Below are 22,059 nucleotides of genomic sequence, written 5' to 3'. Positions count from 1 at the left end.
CCCGGTAGGAATACCGGCCGGTCCGACCGTTCGGCGCATTCCGCATACCGCTCACCGCAATCGGTCGACGCTCCCCTTCTCAGCGTCGGAAACGGGTTTCTACCGTTCATGTTTCATGAGTCCCCCCATCGCGCCGCCCGGCTGGAGCCGCTGGCTCGTCCCCCCGGCCGCCCTCTCGGTCCACCTCTCCATCGGCCAGGCCTACGCCTGGTCCGTGTTCAAACCGCCGCTGGAGTCCGCGCTCGGCCTCAGCGGCACGCAGAGCGCGCTTCCGTTCCAGCTCGCCATCGTGATGCTCGGCCTGTCCGCGGCCTTCGGCGGCACGCTGGTGGAGCGCAACGGGCCGCGCTGGGCGATGACCGTCGCCCTGGTCTGCTTCTCGTCCGGCTTTCTGGTGTCCGCGCTCGGCGCGGCCGTCGAGCAGTACTGGCTGATCGTCCTCGGCTACGGCTTCATCGGCGGAATCGGCCTCGGAATCGGTTACATCTCGCCCGTCTCCACACTGATCAAGTGGTTCCCGGACCGTCCCGGCATGGCCACCGGAATCGCCATCATGGGATTCGGGGGCGGCGCGCTCATCGCCTCTCCCTGGTCGGCGCAGATGCTCCAGTCGTTCGGCTCGGACAGCTCGGGCATCGCCCTCGCGTTCCTCGTGCACGGTCTCTCGTACGCGGTCTTCATGACGCTGGGCGTCCTGCTGGTGCGGGTGCCACGCGGTGAGCGGCCGGTCGCCGGCGCGCCGAGCGCCGTCGAGGGCGTGCAGGTCTCGGCGCGCAGCGCGGTGCGCACCCCGCAGTTCTGGTGCCTGTGGGTGGTGCTCTGCATGAACGTGACCGCCGGCATCGGCATCCTCGAGAAGGCCGCGCCCATGATCACGGACTTCTTCGCCGACACCTCCACCCCGGTGTCGGCCTCCGCGGCGGCCGGCTTCGTCGCCCTGCTGTCCGCCGCGAACATGGCCGGCCGGATCGGCTGGTCGTCGACCTCCGACCTGGTCGGGCGCAAGAACGTCTACCGTCTGTACTTGGGCGTCGGCGCCCTGATGTACGCCCTCATCGCCCTGATCGGCGACTCGTCGAAACCCCTGTTCGTCCTGTGCGCGCTGGTGATCCTCTCTTTCTACGGAGGGGGCTTCGCGACCATTCCCGCCTACCTCAAGGATCTCTTCGGGGCCTACCAGGTGGGCGCGATCCACGGCCGGCTGCTCACCGCATGGTCGACGGCCGGCGTGCTGGGCCCGCTGATCGTGAACTGGATCGCCGACCGCCAGGAGGCGGCCGGCAAGGACGGCTCGTCGCTGTACACCCTGTCCCTGTTCATCATGATCGGGCTGCTGGCCGTCGGTTTCGTCGCCAACGAGCTCGTCCGTCCCGTCCACGTCCGCCACCATGTACCCGCCCAGAGGAAGGCAGTCGATGCCGAACGACAGCAGCCCGAGTCCGCAGCCTGACCGGCGGCCGTTGACCGCCTTCGCCTGGCTGTGGGTGGGGGCGCCGCTCGTCTACGGGCTGTACGAGCTCGTGCAGAAGGCCACGCAGCTCTTCACCGGGTAGCGGTGAACCGCGGGGCGCGTGTTCGGCGGGCAGGCGTTCGGCAGGTGCTCGGGCGTCCGAGAGCTATGGGGAAGCCGACAACCGGGGAACCCGTTTCCTGTCGCTTCACGCGCCCTCGTACCCGTGAGTCACTGATCAGACTGGTGGATCCCGCAACCCACGGCAACGAGGGGACCCCCCGAATGAACGGCTCGCGCATCACCGCCGTCGGCCACTACCAGCCCGCCAGGGTGCTGACCAACGCGGACCTGGCGGAACTGGTGGACACCAATGACGAGTGGATCAGGAGCCGGGTGGGCATCCGCACACGCCACATCGCCGGACCCGACGAGCCGGTCGACGAGCTCGCCGCGCACGCCGCGGCCAAGGCGCTCGCCACGGCGGGCCTCGCGCCGGACGAGATCGACCTGGTGCTCGTCGCCACCTCCACGGCCGTCGACCGCTCGCCCAACATGGCCGCGAGGGTCGCCGCCCGCCTCGGCATCCCACAGCCGGCGGCGATGGACGTCAACGTCGTCTGCGCGGGCTTCACCCATGCGCTGGCCACCGCCGATCACACCGTCCGCGCCGGCGCCGCCACCCGCGCCCTGGTCATCGGCGCCGACAAGATGTCCGAGGTGACGGACTGGAGCGACCGCACCACCTGCGTGCTCGTCGGCGACGGCGCGGGCGCCGCCGTGGTCGAGGGCTGTCCCGTCGGCGACGAGCCCGGGATCGGACCCGTGCTGTGGGGGTCGGTGCCCGAGATGGGGCACGCGGTGCGCATCGAGGGTCAGCCGGCCCGGTTCGCCCAGGAGGGGCAGAGCGTCTACCGCTGGGCCACCACCCGGCTGCCGCCGCTCGCACGGCAGGCCTGCGAGCGGGCGGGACTCAAGCCCGAAGAGCTGGCCGCAGTCGTCCTGCACCAGGCGAACCTGCGCATCATCGAGCCCCTCGCGGCGAAGATCGGAGCCGTCAACGCTGTCGTCGCGCGCGACGTCACCGAGTCGGGCAACACCTCCGCCGCCAGCATCCCGCTCGCCTTCTCCAAGCTCGTCGAACAGGGCGCCGTCTCCACGGGCGACCCGGTGCTGCTGTTCGGCTTCGGCGGCAACCTGTCGTACGCCGGCCAGGTCGTGCGCTGCCCGTGACCGTCGGCGCGTGACCGCCTGCCCGTGACCACGTGTCACGGGTGCCGGGTGCCGGGTGCCGGGTGCCTGGTGCCGGGGGACGCGTGACCTGTGCCGGGGGCGACGGGCGTGTGGGTCGTAGGACGCAGTGCGCATACGGCGGGTCGCGGCGAGTGGGACGCGTTCGCCGGTGTCCGCGTCGGACAGCTGTGCGCCGTGGACTGCAGACGAAAGACAATCGATACTCGGCTGCAGCCAGTTGTCCAGCCGAACGCACCGGCTGAACGCACGGGCTTTTGCGCACCGGTCGGGTGCACGATCTGTTCGTGCGCCCTCGGTCCGCGGTCGTCCGCGTCCGTGCGCTCCGGTGTCCGCTGTCGTTCCGGTGTCCGCGGTCGTTCGGGACGGCGGGCGACACGACGTGGCCTTCCGGCCGCAGCCGATCGGTGTTCGCCCAGGAGGGACCGACCGATGGTGTTCACAGGACTGCCCCTTGGCGCGGCGCCGGGGCTCGAACGGCCCGGCCCGCTGCGCGACCGCGTCTACGAGGCGCTGCTCGAACTCATCACCACCCGCGCTCTGCAGTCCGGTCGGCACCTCGTCGAGAGCGAGCTCGCCGGTCGCCTCGGTGTCTCACGGCAGCCGGTGCGCGAAGCGCTGCAGCGGCTCAACACCGAGGGATGGGTCGATCTCCGGCCCGCGCAGGGCGCGTTCGTGCATGAGCCGACCGAGGAGGAGGCGGACCAACTCCTCACCGTGCGCACTCTGTTGGAGGCCGAAGCCGCGCGTCTCGCGGCCGCGCACGCGGACGAGTCCGGCATTGCGGCGTTGAACGAGATCGTGGCGCAGGGTGTGCCGGCCGTCGGCGAGGACGACATGGACGCCGCGGTCGCCCTGAACGCCCGCTTCCACGCCAAGGTCGTCGAGCTCGCGGGCAACGCGGTCCTCGCCGAACTGGCGGCCCAGGTCGGCCGCCGGGTGCGCTGGTACTGCACGCCGATCGCCCGGCAGCGCGGCCACCAGTCGTGGATCGAGCACCGCGACCTGATCGCGGCCATCGCAGCCCACGACGAACAAGGGGCCACCCGGCTGATGCGCGAGCACACCGAGCGCACCCGGAGTTCGTACCACGCCCGCGCCACGTCCGGACCTTCCCGGAGCGCCGGTTGATGCCCTGACCCGGGGCCGGTCGGGCGTCGGGGCACCCGGGTGGGTGAGCGGCGGGCGCCGGGGGAGGGGCGCGGTGAGGGCTCCGTCACCCTGCGCGGCCAGCGGATATGCAGGTGAGGCGCACGTCGAAAGCTTGGTATTGTTGTCCGTGTCGCCGCGGGGGTCACTTCGCACGGCGACAGACACCTGGTCCGGGTGGCGGAATGGCAGACGCGCTAGCTTGAGGTGCTAGTGCCCTTTATCGGGCGTGGGGGTTCAAGTCCCCCCTCGGACACTTTTACTCTCCGTGTCGAGTGGATTTCACTCGGTGACCCTGCAATGACCCGTATTCGGCGTTCCGCCGGATGCGGGTTTTGTTGTTTTCGGTATCCATTACCTCCGGAATGTCGCGGAAGGCCGCTTATCGGTTGTCGTGTCGCGCTGCTTGACGTAGCTGTCACAAAGGCGATTGCGTGGTCGTTCCACCGTCGCCCACCAGTACGACTGACGGTTCGTCAATGTTCATCTCGGTGGGGATATTGGCGGTCTGTGGTTCCTTCTTGTGGTGATACGATCACGCTCGCTTGTGGGCGGGCGGATGGGTGCGAGACGACATCTCCGGCTACGGGGGACAGTCCGGGGGTCATCCCCGTGCGGGCGGTCCGCCGGTCCACCCGTGTCGACGGGAATTCAGCAACTGGCCGTCAGTCGCCTGAAGAGAGTCTTATGACTGATTACATACGGAACCCGGTACTCTGGGCTCTCCTCGCCGCCGTACTCATCGCAGTCGCCCTCATTGTTCGCCAGCGCAGGGCGGCGCGTGCCTTGAGGCAGGAGATTGTGGGGCTCCGATCCCACTACTCCGCCTTGGAGAACGAGTACGCGCAATCTGTCGAGGCTGCTCAGGAAAGAGCCGAAGAGGCTACGAAAACGGTCCTCAAGTCCGCGATGCGGACCCTTCAGGGCCTTGCCGCGGAACAGCAGTTGATCGTCTCCCGGCTGCAGAACAAATATGGCGAGTCGGTCATCCTCCAGGACCTCCTGGAGATCGACCACACGAACTCGCAGTTCGGCCGGCGCGCCCAGTCCATCGCCGTGCTCTGCGACGGCTGGCTGGGACGCGCACGCGATGTCGCGTCCGTCTACGACGTGGTGCGCAGCGCCCAGGGCAGGGTGCGCCACTACCGGCGGGTGGAGATCCTCTCCCAGGTCGACTTCGGCATCACGAGCCGAGCCGTCGAGCCCGTCGCACTGGCCCTCGCCGAGCTGCTCGACAACGCCACCAGCTATTCCAGCCCGGACACCGTCGTCGAAATCAACATTCGCACCGTGCCCAAGGGCATCTGCATCGTCGTCGACGACGCCGGTGTCGGTATGAACGACGAGGAGCGCGCCCGAGCGGACAAGCTCCTGTCGAGCGAGCGGGTGTCGGGCGTCTCCGGCCTCGGCAACCCCCCGCAGTTCGGCTTCGCGGTGATCGGCGTGCTCAGCGAGCGCTTCGGCTTCGAGGTGTCCGTGGACTCCACCTCCCCCTACGGCGGCGTCCGCGCGGTGCTCCTCCTGCCGCACGACCTGCTCACCAATGCGCCCGAGCAGAAGGAACCGGCTCCGGTCGTTCCCGCTGCCTCGACGGCCGCCGTGGGCGGCGGCCCCGAGACCGCGCTGACCGCGACCACCACGTCCGACGGCCTGCCGAAGCGGCGCCGCAAGCGGCCCATGGCCATCGTGCCCGGCAGCGCGTCGAGTGCCTCCGGCGCCCCCCGGACGGGAGCGGAGACGGCGGCGATCATGGGCGCTTTCCAGCGCGGTACCCGGTCGGGCCGGGCCGTGCAGACGGACCCGGCGGAACAGTCGAGCACCCGTGGTGCAAGCAGCGAAGGGCATGAGTTCTCGTGAATGACGATCTGTCATGGATGCTTGACAGCGCCCTGGAGATTCCCGGGGCCCTGCACGCCGTCCTGATCTCCGCCGACGGCCTGCTGATGGCACGGACGCAGGAATTCGACAAGGACGACGCGGACCGGGTGGCCGCCGCCATGAGCGGTGTGCAGTCGCTCAGCCGCTCGCTCGCCTTCTTCTGCGAGGACCCGCAGATGCGCTGGCGGCAGACGCTGGTCGAGTTCGACGGGGGCTGGGTCTTCCTGATCTCCGCCGGCGAGGGCGCCTACCTCGGCGTCTCCGCCTCCCCGGACGTCGACATGGCGGACATCACCTTCCGGATGCAGCAGCTCGTAGGCCAGCTCGGCAAGGCGCTCACCACGCCGCCGCGCGAGAACCTCGGCGTGCGGTCATGACGGGCTACGGGGAACTGGAGCCGCAGACGCCGGAGTTAGTGCGTCCGTACGTCATCACCAAGGGGCGCGGGCTGCCGGACGAAGGGCAGCTGTCCCTCATCACACTGGTCACGGCGGTCGCCGACCACGAGCAGCGGCCCACCAGGCTGTCCCCCGAGGAACAGAAGCTGCTGGACCTGTGCGCGGCCGGCTACCTGTCGGTCGCCGAGATCGCCGGGCACACCCAGCTGCCCCTGGGAGTGGTGAAGATCCTCCTGGCCGCGCTCACCGAGGGCGGCTACCTCATCACCCGTCCGCCCGTCCAGCGGGCTCCGCTCGCCGACCGGGACATCCTGGAGGAGGTGCTGAATGGTCTCAGGGCCAAGTTTGGATGAGCAGGCGTACGTCCGCCGCGGTGAGACGCAGACGGCCGTCAAGATCCTCGTCGTGGGCCACTTCGCGGTCGGCAAGACCACGTTCATCGGGGCGATCTCCGAGATCGAGCCGCTGACGACCGAGGAGACGATGACCCGGGCGGCCGAGGCGGTGGACGACCTCAAGGGCGTTCAGGGCAAGACCACCACCACGGTCGCCATGGACTTCGGCCGGCTGACCATCAGCGACCGTGTCGTGCTCTACCTGTTCGGAACGCCGGGCCAGCAGCGTTTCGTGCAGATGTGGGAGGACATGGCGCGCGGCGCGCTCGGCGCGCTGGTGCTCGTCGACCCCGAGCGGCTCGCGGACTCCTTCGCCGTGATCGACCTGATCGAACAGTACGGACTCGACTACGCCATCGCCGTCAACCACTTCGACGGCGCCCCGCCGCGGGACGAGAACGCTCTGCGCGAAGCACTCGACCTGCTCGACGACACCCCCGTCGTCACCTGCGACGCGCGAGACGAGCGGTCGTCGGCCGACGCGCTGATCACCCTCGTCCGCCATCTGCAGGAACGTGCACACTAGGAGCACACATGGAACAACCCACCGCACCCGTGCCTCCGCCCGGGTGCCCGGCGCACCAGGCCGACGGCAGGGTGCCGCTCTACGGGCCGGACTTCGCGGCCGACCCGCAGGCCTACTACAGCTACCTGCGCCACTACGGGCCCACCGCGCCCGTCGAGCTGTCGCCGGGGGTCGAGGCCACCCTCGTCACGGACTACGCCTTCGCCCTCCAACTGCTCCAGGACTCCGGCGCGTTCCGTAAGGACGCGCGCCGTTGGCGGGACCTCAACGAAGGCCGCATCCCTGCGGACAGCCCGGTCGCACCGCTGCTGGCCCACCGGCCCAACGCCATGTTCAGCGACGGCGCCGAGCACCACAGGCTGCGCCAGGCGATCACGGACAGCATGGCGCGCGTCGACTCGCGCAAGCTGAGCCAGACCACCGAGCAGGTCTCCAACTACCTGATCTCGCAGTTCGGTTCGCGTGGCTCGGCCGATCTGCTCGGCGACTACGCCAAACAGCTGCCGCTGTTCGTGTTCAACGAGCTGTTCGGCTGCACCGCCGACATCGGCGACCGCGTCGTCTTCGGCATCACCGGCATGTTCGACGGCGTGAACGCCGAGCAGGCGGTCGGGGTGATGTTCGGGGCCATCGGTGAACTCGTCGCGCTCAAGCGGTCCAAGCCCGGCGAAGACGTCCCCTCGTGGCTGATGCAGCACCCGGCCAAGCTCACCGACGAGGAGATGGTCCACCAGATCGCCCTGCTGCTGGTGGCGGGCAACGAGCCGCTGCGCAACCTCATCGGCAACACGCTGCACCGTCTGCTCACCCACGACGCGTACGCCCACCAGGGCGGTCTGATCGACGAGGCGATCGACGACACGCTGTGGGAGAACCCGCCGATGCAGAACCTCGGCGCCCACTACCCGGCGTCCGACATGGAGTTCGCCGGACAGAAGCTGCACGCCGGCGACCTCGTGCTGGTCAGCTATGCCGCGGCCAACACCGGTCCGGCGCTGACGGCGGCACGCCAGGCCGGCAGCAACCGCGCCCACCTCGCCTGGAGCGCGGGCCCGCACGCCTGCCCGTCCAAGGAACCCGCCCGGCAGATCACCGTGACGGCCATCGAGAACCTGCTGAACAAGCTGCCCGACGTCGAGCTGGCGGTGCCCACCGAGAGCCTGACCTGGCGGCCGGGCCCCTTCAACCGCGGACTCACGGTGCTGCCCGCCAAGTTCACCCCGGTCCAGATCGTCCAACGGCCCGCGCCGGTCCGCAGGGAAGCCCCGGCGCGTCCGCAGTACACCGCCCCGGCGAGCGGCAGGAACGAACGCGGAGGCGTGTGGAGCCAGTTCCTCAACTGGCTGACGAGGTGACGCAGACAACACCCGTCAACTCCGCATCACCGCATGACGATTCAACCGCAGGGGTAGTGAGGAACGCGATATTCCGTGTTCCCCGTGAGTAAGAGGAGATGTCGTGGACCGCAGATCCGCCGACGCCGATTTCATACGTCACCCCATCGTCGTGCACCCCCTGATACCCGCCTCCCCAGGCGGGTATCTTCTTGTCCGCCCCGTTCCCGAGGGCGAGCTCCGATGACCACCCGGGGCCCCGGCGCCCCGGGCGAGCCGGCGGCGGGCACGCTCGGCGGCCACGCGGCCCGTCAGTTACTGCGACTGAGCGATATCGCGGGTCTGGCCGCCGCCGACTCCGAGGTCTACGCGCGCACACTCCTCGACGTGCTGGGCCCGATCGCACAGCGACCGCTGGAGCTGCCGCCGCCCAGCCGCAGCTTCCTCTCGGACGACCACACCCCCGTGGAGTTCTCACTCTCCTGTGAACCGGGTGCGCCGCCGACCCTCAGGGTGCTCCTCGAGCCGGGGGCGGGCGCCGGCGACCTGACGGACAACGGCCGCACCGGACTGCGGGCGATACGCGAGATGGGCCGCCGCTGGGGCTTCGGCACCGATCCGCTCGACGACCTGGAGGACCTGTTCTTCCCGCCGTCGCCTCAGGGACCGCTGGCACTCTGGTGCGCGCTGGAGCTGCGTGCGGGCGGCGTCCCCAGGGTCAAGGCCTATCTGAATCCCGCGGCCTCCGGAGAGAAGCGGGCCGCCAAGACCGTACGGCGGGCGCTGAAACGACTCGGTCACCGTGAGGCGTTCAAGGCGCTGCCCGACGGCGACCGCCATCTGTTCTTCGCCCTGGACCTCGGTGACTGGGCGGAGCCACGGGTGAAGGTCTATCTGGCGCACGACGACCTGTCGGCCGCGGAGGCGGGCGCCCTGTCCCGTACGGGCGACGGCCCCGGCACCGCGGAGATCGAGGAGTTCTTCCGCATCGTGGCGGGGGAGGAGCACAAGCCGCAGCTCGACCGCCGGCCCGTCCAGACGTGCCATGCCTTCACCGAGACGAGGACCGGCCTGCCGAGCGGCTTCACCGTCTACATCCCGGTCCGCGACTACGCCCGCCACGACGGCGTGGCACTGGACCGGGCCGCCGCACTGCACGCCCGCTACGGCATCGACCCGGTCTCGGTGCGGCGCGCCTCGGCCGCCGTCACCTCGCGGCAGCCGGAGGACGGCGTGGGCCTCGTCGCCTATCTGGGGCTGGCCCACCAACGGGGACGTCCGCCGCGGGTGATGACGTACATCTCCTCGGAGGCGTACGAGGTCCGGCCGCCCACGGTTCTGCCGCCGGTCGCCGTGCCGGCCGCCGTGCCGCCCGTCGCCGCGCCCCCGGCCCCCGTGGCCGCCGAGGCGTGAACGCGTGGTGACCCGCACCCGCTGACGAGGACGCCGAGGGGGGCTGTGCGCCACGCCGTCGAGCCGCTCCCCTCGACCGCACGGATCGCGAAGCCGCCGCGACGCCTCCCTCCGGTGGACGGAGCCCTCTCCTGAGACGGAGCCCTCTCCTGTGACGGAGCCCCCCCTCCGGTGAACGGACGCCCCCTCCTGTGGACGGACGCGCCGCGCTCGACTGCGTCGGCGTGGACGCCAGGTGACGCGGCCTCACTCGGCCTGCAGTTCCCCCAGATAGGGGGCGACGTCGACCTGGATCGACGCACCCTGCACCTGGCCGTACTGGCCGGCGATGCCGTCCAGATAGCCGGAGATCTCCTTGCGCATGACCTCCCGCTCGGGCAGCGTCGCCCTGCCCGACGCGATCCGCGCCACCCAACGGGACTGGGCCTCCACAAGACGGGTGACGGAGCCGTGCGGGCGGACCAGGCCGACGAAGTGCAGACCGGGGTGGTCGGGTGCGACGACCCGCTTGTACAGCTCGACGGACCCCTGCGGACCTATCGGGCAGCCCGGCGGCAGGAACGGGTACGCCATGCGGTACCCGGTGCAGTGGACCACCGCGTCGGCGGGCACGGAGGTGCCGTCGGTGAAGACCACGCGGTCGGCGTCGAGGCGCTCGATCGCGGGCTTGGGGACGACCCCGCCGTGCCGGATGCGGGTGAGGATCTCGTCGGAGACGGTCACCGCCGAGGCGAAGATCGGATGGTCCGGCTCGGGCAGCCCGTAGTCCGAGAGCTTGCCGCGCGCGACGAGCAGCGCCTGTTCGATGAAGCGGCGCTGCTCCGCGAGGCTCATGGCCGTCCACCACGACGCCTCGGCGACGTCGTCCAACGGCATGCCGAAGAGCTGCTTGGGCACGATGTGCAGCCCCCGGCGTACGGACAGGACGGTCTGTGCGGCGTACCGGGAGAGGTCGGCGGCGATGTCCACCGCCGAGGCGCCCAGCCCCACGACGACGACCCGCCGGCCGGTGAAGTCGCTCCCGTCGCGGTAGTCGAGAGCGTGCAGAACCGCACCTTCGAATGTGTCGGAACCCGGGAGCGGAGCGGGCAGGACCGGCTCGGTGTTGTGCCCCGAGGCGACGACGACCTGGCTGAAGTCGCGTGTGGCGCGCCGCCCCCGGGCGTCCTGGCTGACCACCGTCCAGGAACCGCCGGCGTTGCGGGTGACGGACTCGACCGTCGTCCGCAGCTCGATGCGGTCCGTCACGCCGGCCCACTCGGCGAAGGCGCGCAGGTACGCGGCGACGTCACTGTGCTTCGGGTAGACGGGGTAGGAGTCGGGCATCGGGTAGTCGGCGTAACCGGTCAGCCTCTTGTTGGTGTTGAGGTGCAACGAGAGGTAGCCCGGCCCGCGTTCGCCGGCCTGCGGCTGCCGCCAGAGCCCGCCGACCTCGGGCGCCCGCTCCAGGACCACGAAGTCGACGCCCTCGGACTTCAGGGCGTGTGCGGCCGCCAGTCCCGACAGTCCAGCACCGATGACACACAGGCTCACGCGTTCCCCCACAGAAAAGACACCGATCGTTCGCGCACGGGCAGTTGCATGCCCGTTCGGCACACCCATCACGCTTCGCGCAGCCGCGACAAGGATCACAGCCGTGCGCGAGGAGCCGTGGTGGCGCGGGAAGGAGCGCGGGGTAGGGCGGACTTCGTGGGGCGAGCCGCCCACTTCGGGCGGCCGGCCACGCGCGAGCGGCGGGCTACGCGCGAGCGGCGGCCCACAGGCCCCGGACATGCCCCAGGTGCCGGGTCATGACCTCGCGCACCGCCCGCTCGTCGCGGGCCAGCAGGGCGTCGAGGAGCTCCAGGTGTTCCTCGGCGGAGGCCAGCAGACGTCCCGACGCGGACAGGGCGGTCAGTCCGTACAGCCGGGCACGACCGCGCAACTCGCGTACCACCTGGACGAGATGGGTGTTGCCGGCGAGGGCCAGCAGACCGAGGTGGAAGCGGGTGTCGGCCTCGACGTAGGCGATGAGGTCGCCCGCGACCGCGGCCGCGACGATCTCGCGGGCCGCCGGACGCAGCGCCTCCAGGGACACCGGGTCGGCTGTGGTGGCCAGCGCGACCACGGTGGGGATCTCGATGAGGGCGCGGACGTGGGTGTACTCGTCGAGCTGCCGGTCGGAGACCTCGGTGACCCGGAACCCCTTGTTCGGGACGGCGTCGACCAGGCCCTCCTTCGCGAGGTCGAGCATCGCCTCGCGCACCGGGGTCGCCGACACGCCGAAGCGGACGGCGAGGGCCGGCGCCGAGTACACCTCGCCGGGCAGCAGCTCGCCCGCGATCAGGGCGGCCCGCAGGGCGTCGGCGACCCGTTCGCGGTAGCTGCTCCGGCGGCCGCCGAGCACGGGCAGGGAAGGCGCGGGCGCCTCGGGCGCCGCAGCCTGTGCGGGTGCCGGGGAGGCGGGTGTCCGGCTGCCGGTGCGCGGGGCCATGGGGATCTCCTCGGAACGCTGTGCCATGTCACGTGCCACCAGTATCCAGCACGGTCGGCCGCGAGCCTCGGCAAGGTCTTTCACGGGGCGCGGGCCGGACGACGGTCAGAGCACGAAGCCCGCAGGGAACGGGTCCGTCGGGTCGAGCAGGTACTGAGCCGTCCCCGTGATCCAGGCGCGGCCGGTGAAGCTGGGCAGCACCGCCGGGAGGCCGGAGACTTCCGTCGTGCCGAGGAGCCGGCCCGTGAAGTGCGTGCCGATGAAGGACTCGTTGACGAACTCGGTGTGCAGCGGCAGTTCACCTCGCGCGTGCAACTGCGCCATGCGCGCGCTGGTGCCGGTACCGCAGGGCGAGCGGTCGAACCAGCCGGGGTGGATGGCCATCGCGTGCCGGGAGTGCCGCGCGGTGGCGCCGGGAGCGTACAGGTGCACGTGGTGGCAGCCGCGGATGGACGGGTCCTGCGGATGGACCGGCTCCTCCTCGGAGTTGATCGCCTTCATCAGCGCCAGTCCGGCGTGCAGGATGTCGTCCTTGCGGGCGCGGTCGAAGGGCAGAGCAAACTCCTCCAGAGGCAGGATCGCGTAGAAGTTGCCGCCGTACGCCAGGTCGTAGGTCACTGTGCGGCCGTCGGGCAGTATCGCCCTGCGGTCCAGCGCGACCGCGAAGGAGGGGACGTTCTGCAGCGTGACGGACGTGGCCGCCCCGTCCTCGACCGTGACCTCGGCGACGACGAGTCCGGCCGGGGTGTCCAGCCGGATCGTGGTCACCGGTTCGACGACCTCGACCATGCCCGTCTCGACGAGGACGGTCGCCACCCCGATCGTGCCGTGGCCGCACATCGGAAGATAGCCGGACACCTCGATGTAGAGGACGCCCCAGTCGCAGTCCGGCCGGGTGGGCGGCTGCAGGATCGCGCCGCTCATCGCGGAGTGCCCGCGCGGCTCGTTCATCAGCAACTGCTTGACGTCGTCCCGGTGTTCGCGGAACCACAGCCGCCGCTCGTTCATCGTCGCGCCGGGGACGACGCCGATGCCGCCCGTGATCACCCGGGTCGGCATGCCCTCGGTGTGCGAGTCGACGGCGTGCAGGACGAGCTTGCTGCGCATGAAGTCCCTTTCCGTGCCGTGCGGGCGACCGCCGTGCGGCGTGCGCCGCGGGGTGATGCGGCCGACGGCCGGCCGCTGTGACCCTCTGCCCTGGTGGTCTGCTGTGGTCCTCTGCCGCGGTCGTCTGGGGCGGTCCTCCGCCGTGGCTCGGCGACGCGCGTGGGGCGCGTCATGCGAGGCCGGCGGCGACGGCCTTCTCCGTGGCCGCGCGGACGGCCGCCTCCTGGTCCGGCAGCAGCGGGACCCGGGGCGGACGGCAACGGCCGCCGTGCCGGCCCACGACGTCCATCGAGAGCTTGATGGCCTGGACGAACTCGACGCGCGAGTCCCAGCGCAGCAGCGGATGCAGATGGCGGTAGAGGGGGAGCGCGGTGGCGAGGTCTCCGGCGACGGCCGCCCGGTACAGCTCCGCCGAGGCCCTCGGCAGCGCGTTGGGGTAACCGGCCACCCAGCCCTTCGCGCCGGCCACGGCCAGCTCCAGCAGCACGTCGTCCGCGCCCACCAGCAGATCCAGTTCGGGGGCGAGTTCGGCGATGCGATAGGCGCGGCGCACATCACCGGAGAACTCCTTGACGGCGCGGATATGACCCTCGCCGTGCAGGCGCGCCAGCAGTTCGGGCACAAGGTCGACCTTGGTGTCGATCGGGTTGTTGTACGCCACCACCGGCAGACCCGTCCGGGCCACCTCCGCGTAGTGGGCGACGACGGCCCGCTCGTCGGCGCGATAGGCGTTGGGCGGCAGCAGCATCACCGCCGAGCAGCCCGCCCCGGCCGCCTGCTCGGCCCAGCGGCGCGCCTCGGCCGAGCCGTACGCGGCGACCCCGGGCATGACGCGCGCCCCGCCCACGGCGGCGACCGCGGTCTCCACCACCCTGGCGCGCTCTTCGGCAGTGAGCACCTGGTACTCGCCCAGGGAGCCGTTGGGCACGACGCCGTCACAGCCGTTCGCCACCAGCCAGGCGCAGTGCTCGGCGTACCGGTCGTGGTCGACGCGGAGGTCGTCGTCGAGCGGCAGCGCGGTGGCCACGAGGACGCCGTGCCAGGGGCGTCGCCCAGAGGCGCCGGGAGTCGGGGCGGCGGCAGAGGGACGGGCGGGCGCGGGTGGGGTGGCGGGAGTGGTCATGCGCGGGTCCCTTCACGAGAGGTGAATCAGGGGTGAGATGTGACATGTCACGGGGCTGCCGGAGGGTCGGCCGGGTCGGCCGGGTCGGCCAGGACGCCGAGCGGCACCGGGCGGGCCAGCAGCCGTCGTGCCGGGGTGAGCGCGCAGCCCGCCACGCCGGCCACGCCGGGTTCGCACATCCGGCCCTGACACCAGCCCATGCCGGCTCTGGTCAGCAGTTTCACGGTGCGCAGATCACCGGCGCCGAGTGTGCCGACGGCCTCGCGGACGGCGCCGGCGGGCACCTCCTCGCAGCGGCACACGACCGTCTCGTCGGTCACCTGCTGCGTCCACCGGACGGGCTGCGCGCGATACGCGGCGTCCAGTGCGGTGAAGAACGCCCGCAGCCGGTCACGGGTCCGGGCGGCCGGGGCCCAGCCCCCGGGGTCGGGGACCCGCCCCGTCAGTCGCGCCGCCGCCGAGCGTCCGGCGATGTGGCCCTCCGCCAGCGACAGCGTCGCGCCGCCCACGCCCGTGGTCTCGCCCGCGGCCCAGACTCCGGGCACGTCGGTGCGCTGCTCGGCGTCGACCCACACGCCCGGTCCGTCGAGGCGGCAGCCGAGCCCGTCCGCGAGGTCCGTGTGCGGCAGCAGACCGTGGCCGACGGCGAGGGCGTCGCAGGAGAGCCGCCGCCGGCTGCCGGGCGCGGGACGGCCGGCGGCGTCCAGCGCGGCCACGGTGACCGACTCCAGCCGGTCGACGCCATGGGCCTCCAGCACCGTATGACGGGACATCACCGGTACGCGATGCAGGGCCAGTTGTGCCACGAGCGCCGCTCCCTCGGCGAGCTTCGCGGGTGCCGCGGCCCAGGCGCGGGCGCTGCGCGCGAGGCCCTTGGGGCCGGCCGACTCCACCAGGGCGACGACCCGGGCGCCGGCCGCCGCGAGGCCGGTCGCCACGGGCAGCAGCAGCGGGCCGGTGCCGGCGACGACGGCCGTACGGCCGGGCAGCGACAGGCCCCCCTTGAGCAGGGCCTGCGCGCCGCCCGCGGTGACCACTCCGGGCAGGGTCCAGCCGGGGAACGGCAGGACCTTCTCGTATGCGCCGGTCGCCAGCAGCACCGCGTCGGCCCGCACCGCGACGGACTCCGTCTGCTGCGGGCCGAGCAGCGCGTGCACGACGAGACAGCCTGACTCGCGCTCCACACACCAGACATGACGATCGCTCAGATGAGTCACGCGACCTGCCTCGAGGTGGGCGTCGAGTCCGGCGCGCAGGCGCTCCCAGGTACGCCACTGGTGGTGCAGCGCCTCCGGTCGGCGGGCGCCGAGGCCGCGCGCGGGCTGCCGGTAGAACTGCCCGCCCGCCTCGGCGGCGGAGTCGATCAGCACCACGCGCACGCCTCGCGCCGCGGCGGCCAGAGCGGCGGCGAGCCCGGCCGGGCCGGCGCCGATCACCGCGAGGACGGCGCGGCGCTCACTCATCGTGGCCCCACCCGGCCTGCGAGCGGACGACGGCCCCCGGTGCGGCCGGCACCAGACAGGCCCGCTGGTCGGGTCGGCCGTCGACGGTGACCAGACAGTCGAAGCAGACCCCGATCCCGCAGAACACCCCGCGCGGCCGGCCCGCCCCGCGGGTCGTGCGCCAGGCGGTGACACCGCACGACCACAGCGCGGCGGCCAGCGTCTGCCCGGGCAGCGCCTCGATCTCCCTGTCGTCGAAGGTGACGGTGAACGGAGCGCCGGGACGGGCCCGGACCAACCGAAACGGATTCACGGGGAGGCCTCCTCGCTGAAGGGTCCCGCACGGCCGGACCGTCCGGCCGGACGGCCGGGGCGCGGGGAGCGGTGCGGGCTGTCGACCTGGTCGAAGCGGTCGGGCCGGAACGGCGCCAGATCCAGCTCCGGGCCGGCGCCGGTGAGCGTCTGCGCGAGGAGCCGGCCCGTGCCGGTGGCGAGTCCGATGCCGGCGCCCTCGTGTCCGCAGGCGTGGAACAGTCCGGGCACCCGCGGGTCGGCGCCGACCGCGGGCAGGTGGTCGGGCAGGTACGGGCGGAAGCCGACGTAGGTGCGCATCGCCCGGACGTGCGCCAGGAACGGGAAGAGGCGGGTGGCCCCCGCCGCCAGGGCGCGCACGACCGGCAGCGAGAAGGATCTGTCGAACCCGACCCGTTCGCGGCTCGCACCGATCAGCACCGGCCCGGCGGCGGTGCCCTCGACGACCGGCGAGGTCTGCAGGGCCGCCGAGTCGCTCGCCACGTCGGCCACGTAGTCGGCGGCGTACACCTTGTGCCGTACGCGTGGCGGCAGCGGTTCGGTGACCAGGACGAAGCCACGGCGGGGCAGCACGGGGACTTCGACGCCGGCCATGGCGGCGACCTCCGCCGCTCCGACGCCCGCCGCGTTGACCACAGCGGGTGCGAGGACGTCACCGCGGTCGGTCCGCACCCCGCGCACCGCGCCGTCGGGGCCGCGCAGGATCCGTGTCACCGTACGGCCGGTCTCCAGCCGTGCGCCGGAGGCGCGCATCAGGTGGGCGGCGGCGAGGGTGGGCATGACCTGGGCGTCCTGGGGGTACAGCATCCCGCCGGCGAGTCCGTCCGCCACATGGGGTTCCAGGTCCCTGAGCCGATCCGCGTCGACGGGGACGGTCCGAACCCCGGCGGCGCGCTGTCCGGCCGCGAGGACGGTCAGGGCGCTCAGGGATTCCGCGGTCGACGCCACCACGAGGCCGCCCTTGGGCTCGTACTCCACGGCCGCGGCGAGCTCCTCCTGAGCCAGCTCGCGCCACAACCGGGCCGACAGCAGAGCCAGTTGAAGCTCCGGCCCGGGCTCCTTGTCGGAGACGAGGAGATTGCCCTCGCCGGCGCCGGTGGTGCCGCCGGCCACCGGGCCACGGTCCACCACGATCACATCGAGACCGGCGCGCGCCGCGTACAGCGCACAGGCGGCGCCCACCATGCCCGCGCCGACGATCACCACGTCACCGCTCGGTCGCTTGGTCACGCCAGTAATATGTCACATGGCGGTGTGCCGAGGAAGACGGTCTCCGGGCGCACGCCGACGCGGCGCCCGGCCGCTGTGCCGACCCGGTGCGCTCAGTCGAACTCGCTGGGCTCCGGGGCCGGAGTGCGGCCCTCCCGGACGTCCTTGAGCCGGGTGGCGCCGTGGCTCACCGCGTCCTTGGTGCTGTCGTGGTCCGCGCCGCCGTACCCGCCGTTGGTGACGGTGATCGCGTCGTCCCCGACCCGTACGGCGGCGACGTCCACCGTGAGGGTGACCGGTGAGCCGCCGGAGGTCCCCTTCACCGTCACGGTGATGCCCTCGCGGGCGTCCCCCGACTTCGGCAGTGAGGCTTCGACGACCTGCACGGTGAGAGTTCCGGCGGAGCCCTTCGCGGTGAACTGGTCGCACTCGTCGGGCAGCGACCCCAGCCAGTCCAGGGACTTGTCGAGGTCGTCCCGGTCGTAGGCGGCGACCTGGTACAGCAGCCGGGAGTCGCCCTCGGTGAAGCCGGTGAGCTCCGACGCGCCGGACGGGCGGCCCAGCAGGTCGTCGCCGTACAGCCCGTCGAGCAGCCGCTGGCAGTCGGCGGCCTGCGTCTTGCCCGTGAGGAACTGCTGGGCGTCGACCGTGCCGATGAGCAGCTCGTCCTCCCAGGACTGCGCCTGCTTCTCCGTCACCTGCGTCCAGTCGTCCTCCAGGTCGCCCTCGGTGATCAGAGCGGTCCGCGCGCCGGCCGAGGTGAGCGTGTTCTTGCCGGGGGACGCGGTGGCAGTCCGTTCGGCCACGGGCGAGGCCGCGACGCTCGAGGCGCCCGATGCGCTGGAGGCGCCGTCCTCCCCGCCGGAACACGCGGCCGCCGTGGCGAGCAGCGTGCCGGCGGCCAGGACGGCGGTCAGCGCCCGCACCGGGCGGCCCGGACGGGTCGGTCCCGCCGGTCCGGACGGGCGGGGCGGGCAGGTCGGGCGGGACGACGGACGAGGGGCGGTCACGGGTACCTCCAGAGGACGGGGTCGGCTGCCCTGCCCTCCACGGCACCACCGGCCGGCCCGCTCTACCAGCGCAACGAGTCGTACGGGTGAAGCCGCGACGCCGGCGAGGGCCCGCCCGGCGTCCGCGGGGCCGGCCGGGAAAATACGAGGTGGTGCTCATCCGACGCAGGGCATCATGGCGATCCCGTCGCCCGATCGCGGCGCCGGGGTGATCATCGTCGGGGGAACGACCGGGGAGCGCCTGTGACCGTCACCAACATCCTGCTGTCCGGCATCGTCGGCTCGACCGCCTACGGCCTCGCCCACAAGGGCTCCGACGTGGACCGGCTCGGCATGTTCGCCGCCCCCACCGAGGAGCTGCACGGCCTGCACACCCCGAAGGAGTCGCACGTCAGCACGGCGCCCGACCGCACACTGCACGAGGCCGCGAAGTGGTGCCGGCTCGCGCTCGGAGGCAATCCGACCGTCATGGAACTCGTGTGGCTGCCCGACGAGCTGTACGAGGTGCGCACCCCGCTCGGCGACGAACTCATCGGCCTGCGGACGACGTTGCTCAGCGCCCAGCGGGTGCGCGACGCCTATCTCGGGTACGCGACCCAGCAGTTCCGCCGACTGCGCAACCGCGGCGAGGGCGCTCCCGCGGCGGACAGCCGCAGACGCAGCGCCAAGCACGCCCGGCACCTCAAGCGGCTGTGCGCCCAGGGGTACGAGCTGTACTCCGCGGGACGGCTGACGATCAGGGTCGAGGACCCGGAGAGCTATCACCGGTTCGGCGAGGAGGTCGCCGCCGATCCCGACGCCGCGCTGCCGCTGCTGCGCCGCTTCGAGGAGGCGTTCGCCGAGACGCGAAGCGTCCTGCCGGACCGGCCCGACGAGAGCGCCGCCGACGCCTGGCTGCGCCGGGTCCGCAGGCGGTTCTACGCGGCGGCGTAGTCCTGTCCCCGCCGCCGCGCACCGTCGACGGCACGCCCGTTCGGGCCGAGGCCGAGGCGTGCCTCGCGCACCGTCGCCGCGGCCTCCGCCCCCTGGACGACGATAAATCGCGTGCCGGGCCGGCCCTTCGCTTCCTACACTCACTGCAGATCGACCGCGGCCGCTGCAGGGCGGCGCGCCGTACCGCGACACGACACACGAGGGGAGCCCGGCCATGCGTGAGCACACCGCTGTCGTCGCTCCCCGCTCCCGCTACGAGGTGATCCTCGTGTCCTCGTGCGTCCGGTGCCCGCTGCGCGGCCGGCACCGGATCGCCTGACGAGCCTCCGAGCGGACAAGGGGCGTTCAACGCGGTATTTCTGACGATCCGTCATCGTCGGATCCGCCGCCGCGACCGTCCGAGCCCTTGCGGCTCCCCGCCCTCGTCCGGCACATCGCGCCGCCCGTTCCCAGGAACATCCCGAAAGGCCAAGGGCCGTGCGCACCGACCTCGATCGTGACCTCACCCGACTCTCCGCCGTCCGCAACCTGGGCATCCTCGCCCACGTCGACGCGGGCAAGACCACCGTCACCGAGCGGATCCTGTACGCCACCGGGACCACGCACAAGCGCGGCGAGGTCCACGACGGCACCACCGTCACCGACTTCGACCCCCAGGAGCGCGACCGCGGGATCACCATCTTCGCCGCGGCCGTCAGCTGCGAGTGGGAAGGCCATCGCGTCAACCTGATCGACACCCCCGGGCACGTCGACTTCGCCGACGAGGTGGAGCGGTCCCTGCGAGTGCTGGACGGGGCGGTCGCCGTGTTCGACGCCGTGGCCGGCGTGGAACCGCAGAGCGAGTCCGTGTGGCGGCAGGCCGACCGCTACGGCGTGCCCAGGATCGTGTTCGTGAACAAACTGGACCGGGCGGGCGCCGATCTCGACGCCGCGGTGGAGTCCATCCGGGCCCGCCTGCACCCCGTGCCGTTGGTCGTACAGCTGCCGATCGGGGCGGAGGACGCCTTCGAGGGGGTCGTCGACCTGCTGCGCATGCGGGCGCTGACCTGGAGCGCGGACGGCGGCGACACGGCCGTCGACACGCCCGTCCCGCAAGAGCTGCGGGAGGAGGCGCTGCGCCGGCGCAGGCTGCTGGAGGAAGCCGTGGCGGAGCGGCACCCGGCCGCCCTGGAGGAGTTCTGCGACCGAGGGACGCTGTCGGCGGGGACGCTCTCCGGCGCCCTGCGCGACCTCACCCGCACGGGTGACGGCGTGGTCGTGCTGTGCGGCTCGGCCTACCGCAACCGCGGGATCCAGCCGCTGCTCGACGCCGTCGTCGCCTATCTGCCGTCGCCCCTGGACGTGCCGCCGGTACGCGGCGTCGATCCGGCCGGCGGCGGGGTCCGCGGCCTCGGCCTGCAGCGGAACGCGGCCGGCGGGCAGCGTCGGGCCGATCCGGACGAGCCGTTCGCGGCCCTCGTGTTCAAGGTCGGAGCCACGCCCACGGGCCGGCTGACCTACCTCAGGGTGTACTCGGGCACGATCGAGAAGGGCGACGCGGTGTGGGAGTCGGGCACGCGGCGCACCGAACGGATCGGGCGGATCCTGCGGGTGCAGGCCGACCGGCACGCCCGGCTGGAGCGGGCGGTCGCCGGGGACATCGTGGCGGTCGTCGGGCTGAAGGCGGCCCGCGTGGGCTCGACGCTGTGCGCACCGGAAGCGCCCCTCGTCCTCGAGCCGCCCGGGGTGGCCGCGCCGGTCGTCTCGGTGGCGGTGGAGGCGCGTACCGGCGCCGACGCCGACCGCCTGGCGTCGGCGCTCGCGCGGTCGGCCGAGGAGGATCCGTCGCTGGTGGTCAGGACCGACCGGGAGACCGGTCAGACGGTGCTGTCGGGCATGGGCGAACTGCATCTGGAGGTCGCGGTGGAGAAGATCCGCCGCAGCCTCGGGGTGGAGGTCACCGTCGGCCGTCCGCGGGTGACCTACCGCGAGACGGTCGCCGAAGGCGTGTCCGGTCTCGTCTTCCGGCACGTCAAACAGGACGGCGGGGCCGGGCAGTTCGCGCATGTCGTGCTCGACGTCGAAGCGCTCGACGTCGAAGAGTCGGGCGTCGAACCGTCGGTCGTCGGGTCGCCGGGCGCGGACGCCGGCACCGCGACCGGGTTCGTGTTCCGTTCGGCCGTCGTCGGCGGACGGGTGCCTCAGGAGTACGTCCGTGCCGTCGAGGCCGGCTGCCGGGACGCCCTCGCCGAGGGCCCGATCGGCGGACACCCGGTCACCGGCCTCAGGGTCACCCTGACCGACGGGGCGACGCATGTGAAGGACTCCTCCGAGACGGCCTTCCGCACGGCCGGCCGGCTCGGGCTCCGGGAGGCCCTGCGCCGTTGCGCGATGGTGTTGCTGGAACCGGTCGTCGAGGTGACGGTCACCGTGCCCGAGGGTGTGGTCGGCGGGGTCCTCGGCGACCTCGCCGGCCGACGCGGACGGGTCACCGACTCGACCGTGCGGGGAGGTTCGGCCGTCGTCACCGCGACCGTGCCGCTGGCCGAACTGTTCGGCTATGCGACCCGGTTGCGCAGCCGGACCCAGGGGCGCGGCGCCTTCTCGGCCCGTCCGACGGGGTACGCGCCGGCGCCGACGGCTGTGCCGGCGCGGTAGGCCCCCGGGCCCCCGGGCC

The 22,059-nt window shown here is 72.2% G+C and carries 20 protein-coding genes and 1 tRNA gene; 13 read left to right on the top strand and 8 right to left on the bottom strand.

Translation table 11 applies throughout. The annotated features are described in order from the left end of the window. The first annotated feature begins 115 nt into the window (after positions 1–115). The 11 genes from ACN6LD_RS29960 to ACN6LD_RS29910 all read left to right on the top strand — a co-directional run bounded on the left by ACN6LD_RS29960 (position 116) and on the right by ACN6LD_RS29910 (position 9,794). Positions 116–1,450, top strand: a complete 1,335-nt coding sequence (locus tag ACN6LD_RS29960; RefSeq protein WP_319195647.1) for an OFA family MFS transporter — start codon at positions 116–118, stop codon at positions 1,448–1,450. Then, a complete protein-coding gene (locus tag ACN6LD_RS29955) occupies positions 1,416–1,553 on the top strand; it encodes an MFS transporter small subunit (RefSeq protein ID WP_173985788.1) in 138 nt (45 codons plus the stop codon). Before ACN6LD_RS29960 ends, ACN6LD_RS29955 begins: the two co-directional genes overlap by 35 nt. Positions 1,554–1,735: 182 nt before the next feature. Continuing rightward, entirely contained in the window at positions 1,736–2,683 is a 948-nt protein-coding gene (locus ACN6LD_RS29950; RefSeq protein ID WP_445044833.1) for a beta-ketoacyl-ACP synthase III, read from the top strand. A 450-nt stretch (positions 2,684–3,133) separates the two neighbouring features. Continuing rightward, positions 3,134–3,832 carry a GntR family transcriptional regulator gene (locus ACN6LD_RS29945; RefSeq protein WP_319195651.1) on the top strand — a complete coding sequence of 233 codons (699 nt, stop codon included), beginning with the start codon at positions 3,134–3,136 and terminating at the stop codon, positions 3,830–3,832. A 189-nt stretch (positions 3,833–4,021) separates the two neighbouring features. Then, positions 4,022–4,106: transfer RNA gene (locus ACN6LD_RS29940), tRNA-Leu, on the top strand. Positions 4,107–4,537: 431 nt separating this feature from the next. Continuing rightward, complete coding sequence (locus ACN6LD_RS29935; RefSeq protein WP_319196347.1) at positions 4,538–5,707, top strand: ATP-binding protein; 1,170 nt, start codon at positions 4,538–4,540, stop codon at positions 5,705–5,707. Then, positions 5,704–6,105 carry a roadblock/LC7 domain-containing protein gene (locus ACN6LD_RS29930; protein ID WP_319196345.1) on the top strand — a complete coding sequence of 134 codons (402 nt, stop codon included), beginning with the start codon at positions 5,704–5,706 and terminating at the stop codon, positions 6,103–6,105. Before ACN6LD_RS29935 ends, ACN6LD_RS29930 begins: the two co-directional genes overlap by 4 nt. Next, positions 6,102–6,479 carry a DUF742 domain-containing protein gene (locus ACN6LD_RS29925; RefSeq protein ID WP_319196343.1) on the top strand — a complete coding sequence of 126 codons (378 nt, stop codon included), beginning with the start codon at positions 6,102–6,104 and terminating at the stop codon, positions 6,477–6,479. The genes ACN6LD_RS29930 and ACN6LD_RS29925 overlap by 4 nt, the downstream gene beginning before the upstream one ends. Next, positions 6,454–7,047 (top strand): GTP-binding protein, encoded by a 594-nt coding sequence (locus tag ACN6LD_RS29920; protein ID WP_319196342.1) that lies wholly within the window; start codon positions 6,454–6,456, stop codon positions 7,045–7,047. The genes ACN6LD_RS29925 and ACN6LD_RS29920 overlap by 26 nt, the downstream gene beginning before the upstream one ends. An 8-nt stretch (positions 7,048–7,055) precedes the next feature. Further along, entirely contained in the window at positions 7,056–8,402 is a 1,347-nt protein-coding gene (locus ACN6LD_RS29915) for a cytochrome P450 (protein ID WP_319196340.1), read from the top strand. Between the two features lie 222 nt (positions 8,403–8,624). Then, the gene (locus tag ACN6LD_RS29910) at positions 8,625–9,794 is read left to right on the top strand and encodes a tryptophan dimethylallyltransferase family protein (RefSeq protein ID WP_445044832.1); all 1,170 of its coding nucleotides are present in this window, start codon (positions 8,625–8,627) and stop codon (positions 9,792–9,794) included. Between the two features lie 246 nt (positions 9,795–10,040). Here the strand turns inward: ACN6LD_RS29910 and ACN6LD_RS29905 are convergent, their stop codons facing one another. The 8 genes from ACN6LD_RS29905 to ACN6LD_RS29870 all read right to left on the bottom strand — a co-directional run bounded on the left by ACN6LD_RS29905 (position 10,041) and on the right by ACN6LD_RS29870 (position 18,386). After that, a complete protein-coding gene (locus tag ACN6LD_RS29905; RefSeq protein ID WP_445044831.1) occupies positions 10,041–11,327 on the bottom strand; it encodes a flavin-containing monooxygenase in 1,287 nt (428 codons plus the stop codon). 205 nt (positions 11,328–11,532) lie between these two features. After that, positions 11,533–12,267: a GntR family transcriptional regulator gene (locus ACN6LD_RS29900; RefSeq protein WP_445044843.1), complete on the bottom strand. Its 735-nt coding sequence runs from the start codon at positions 12,265–12,267 to the stop codon at positions 11,533–11,535. 105 nt (positions 12,268–12,372) lie between these two features. After that, a complete protein-coding gene (locus ACN6LD_RS29895) occupies positions 12,373–13,374 on the bottom strand; it encodes a proline racemase family protein (RefSeq protein WP_445044830.1) in 1,002 nt (333 codons plus the stop codon). A gap of 169 nt (positions 13,375–13,543) precedes the next feature. Continuing rightward, entirely contained in the window at positions 13,544–14,497 is a 954-nt protein-coding gene (locus ACN6LD_RS29890) for a dihydrodipicolinate synthase family protein (RefSeq protein ID WP_445044829.1), read from the bottom strand. Between the two features lie 47 nt (positions 14,498–14,544). Beyond that, complete coding sequence (locus ACN6LD_RS29885) at positions 14,545–15,960, bottom strand: FAD-dependent oxidoreductase (RefSeq protein WP_445044828.1); 1,416 nt, start codon at positions 15,958–15,960, stop codon at positions 14,545–14,547. After that, the gene (locus ACN6LD_RS29880; RefSeq protein ID WP_445044827.1) at positions 15,953–16,252 is read right to left on the bottom strand and encodes a (2Fe-2S)-binding protein; all 300 of its coding nucleotides are present in this window, start codon (positions 16,250–16,252) and stop codon (positions 15,953–15,955) included. Before ACN6LD_RS29880 ends, ACN6LD_RS29885 begins: the two co-directional genes overlap by 8 nt. Then, a complete protein-coding gene (locus tag ACN6LD_RS29875) occupies positions 16,249–17,481 on the bottom strand; it encodes an NAD(P)/FAD-dependent oxidoreductase (RefSeq protein WP_445044826.1) in 1,233 nt (410 codons plus the stop codon). Before ACN6LD_RS29875 ends, ACN6LD_RS29880 begins: the two co-directional genes overlap by 4 nt. Positions 17,482–17,573: 92 nt before the next feature. Then, positions 17,574–18,386 carry a hypothetical protein gene (locus tag ACN6LD_RS29870; RefSeq protein WP_445044842.1) on the bottom strand — a complete coding sequence of 271 codons (813 nt, stop codon included), beginning with the start codon at positions 18,384–18,386 and terminating at the stop codon, positions 17,574–17,576. Between the two features lie 327 nt (positions 18,387–18,713). Here ACN6LD_RS29870 and ACN6LD_RS29865 point away from each other — a divergent pair, with 327 nt between their 5' ends. Then, positions 18,714–19,403 (top strand): nucleotidyltransferase domain-containing protein, encoded by a 690-nt coding sequence (locus ACN6LD_RS29865; protein ID WP_445044825.1) that lies wholly within the window; start codon positions 18,714–18,716, stop codon positions 19,401–19,403. A gap of 477 nt (positions 19,404–19,880) precedes the next feature. Further along, positions 19,881–22,040: an elongation factor G gene (fusA, locus tag ACN6LD_RS29860; protein WP_445044824.1), complete on the top strand. Its 2,160-nt coding sequence runs from the start codon at positions 19,881–19,883 to the stop codon at positions 22,038–22,040. Positions 22,041–22,059 lie beyond the last annotated feature (19 nt).

Source organism: Streptomyces sp. SAS_272, from assembly GCF_052543235.1.
The sequence above is the reverse complement of the archived record's forward strand: the minus strand, read 5'-3'. Positions and strand labels throughout refer to the sequence as shown.

What these genes read in the sequence shown, in the direction of transcription:
- ACN6LD_RS29960 (WP_319195647.1), top strand. Translation starts at nt 116, where the DNA reads ATGAGTCCCCCCATCGCGCCGCCCGGCTGGAGCCGCTGGCTCGTCCCC.
- ACN6LD_RS29955 (WP_173985788.1), top strand. Translation starts at nt 1,416, where the DNA reads ATGCCGAACGACAGCAGCCCGAGTCCGCAGCCTGACCGGCGGCCGTTG.
- ACN6LD_RS29950 (WP_445044833.1), top strand. Translation starts at nt 1,736, where the DNA reads ATGAACGGCTCGCGCATCACCGCCGTCGGCCACTACCAGCCCGCCAGG.
- ACN6LD_RS29945 (WP_319195651.1), top strand. Translation starts at nt 3,134, where the DNA reads ATGGTGTTCACAGGACTGCCCCTTGGCGCGGCGCCGGGGCTCGAACGG.
- ACN6LD_RS29935 (WP_319196347.1), top strand. Translation starts at nt 4,538, where the DNA reads ATGACTGATTACATACGGAACCCGGTACTCTGGGCTCTCCTCGCCGCC.
- ACN6LD_RS29925 (WP_319196343.1), top strand. Translation starts at nt 6,102, where the DNA reads ATGACGGGCTACGGGGAACTGGAGCCGCAGACGCCGGAGTTAGTGCGT.
- ACN6LD_RS29920 (WP_319196342.1), top strand. Translation starts at nt 6,454, where the DNA reads ATGGTCTCAGGGCCAAGTTTGGATGAGCAGGCGTACGTCCGCCGCGGT.
- ACN6LD_RS29915 (WP_319196340.1), top strand. Translation starts at nt 7,056, where the DNA reads ATGGAACAACCCACCGCACCCGTGCCTCCGCCCGGGTGCCCGGCGCAC.
- ACN6LD_RS29910 (WP_445044832.1), top strand. Translation starts at nt 8,625, where the DNA reads ATGACCACCCGGGGCCCCGGCGCCCCGGGCGAGCCGGCGGCGGGCACG.
- ACN6LD_RS29900 (WP_445044843.1), bottom strand. Translation starts at nt 12,267, where the DNA reads ATGGCCCCGCGCACCGGCAGCCGGACACCCGCCTCCCCGGCACCCGCA.
- ACN6LD_RS29895 (WP_445044830.1), bottom strand. Translation starts at nt 13,374, where the DNA reads ATGCGCAGCAAGCTCGTCCTGCACGCCGTCGACTCGCACACCGAGGGC.
- ACN6LD_RS29890 (WP_445044829.1), bottom strand. Translation starts at nt 14,497, where the DNA reads ATGACCACTCCCGCCACCCCACCCGCGCCCGCCCGTCCCTCTGCCGCC.
- ACN6LD_RS29885 (WP_445044828.1), bottom strand. Translation starts at nt 15,960, where the DNA reads ATGAGTGAGCGCCGCGCCGTCCTCGCGGTGATCGGCGCCGGCCCGGCC.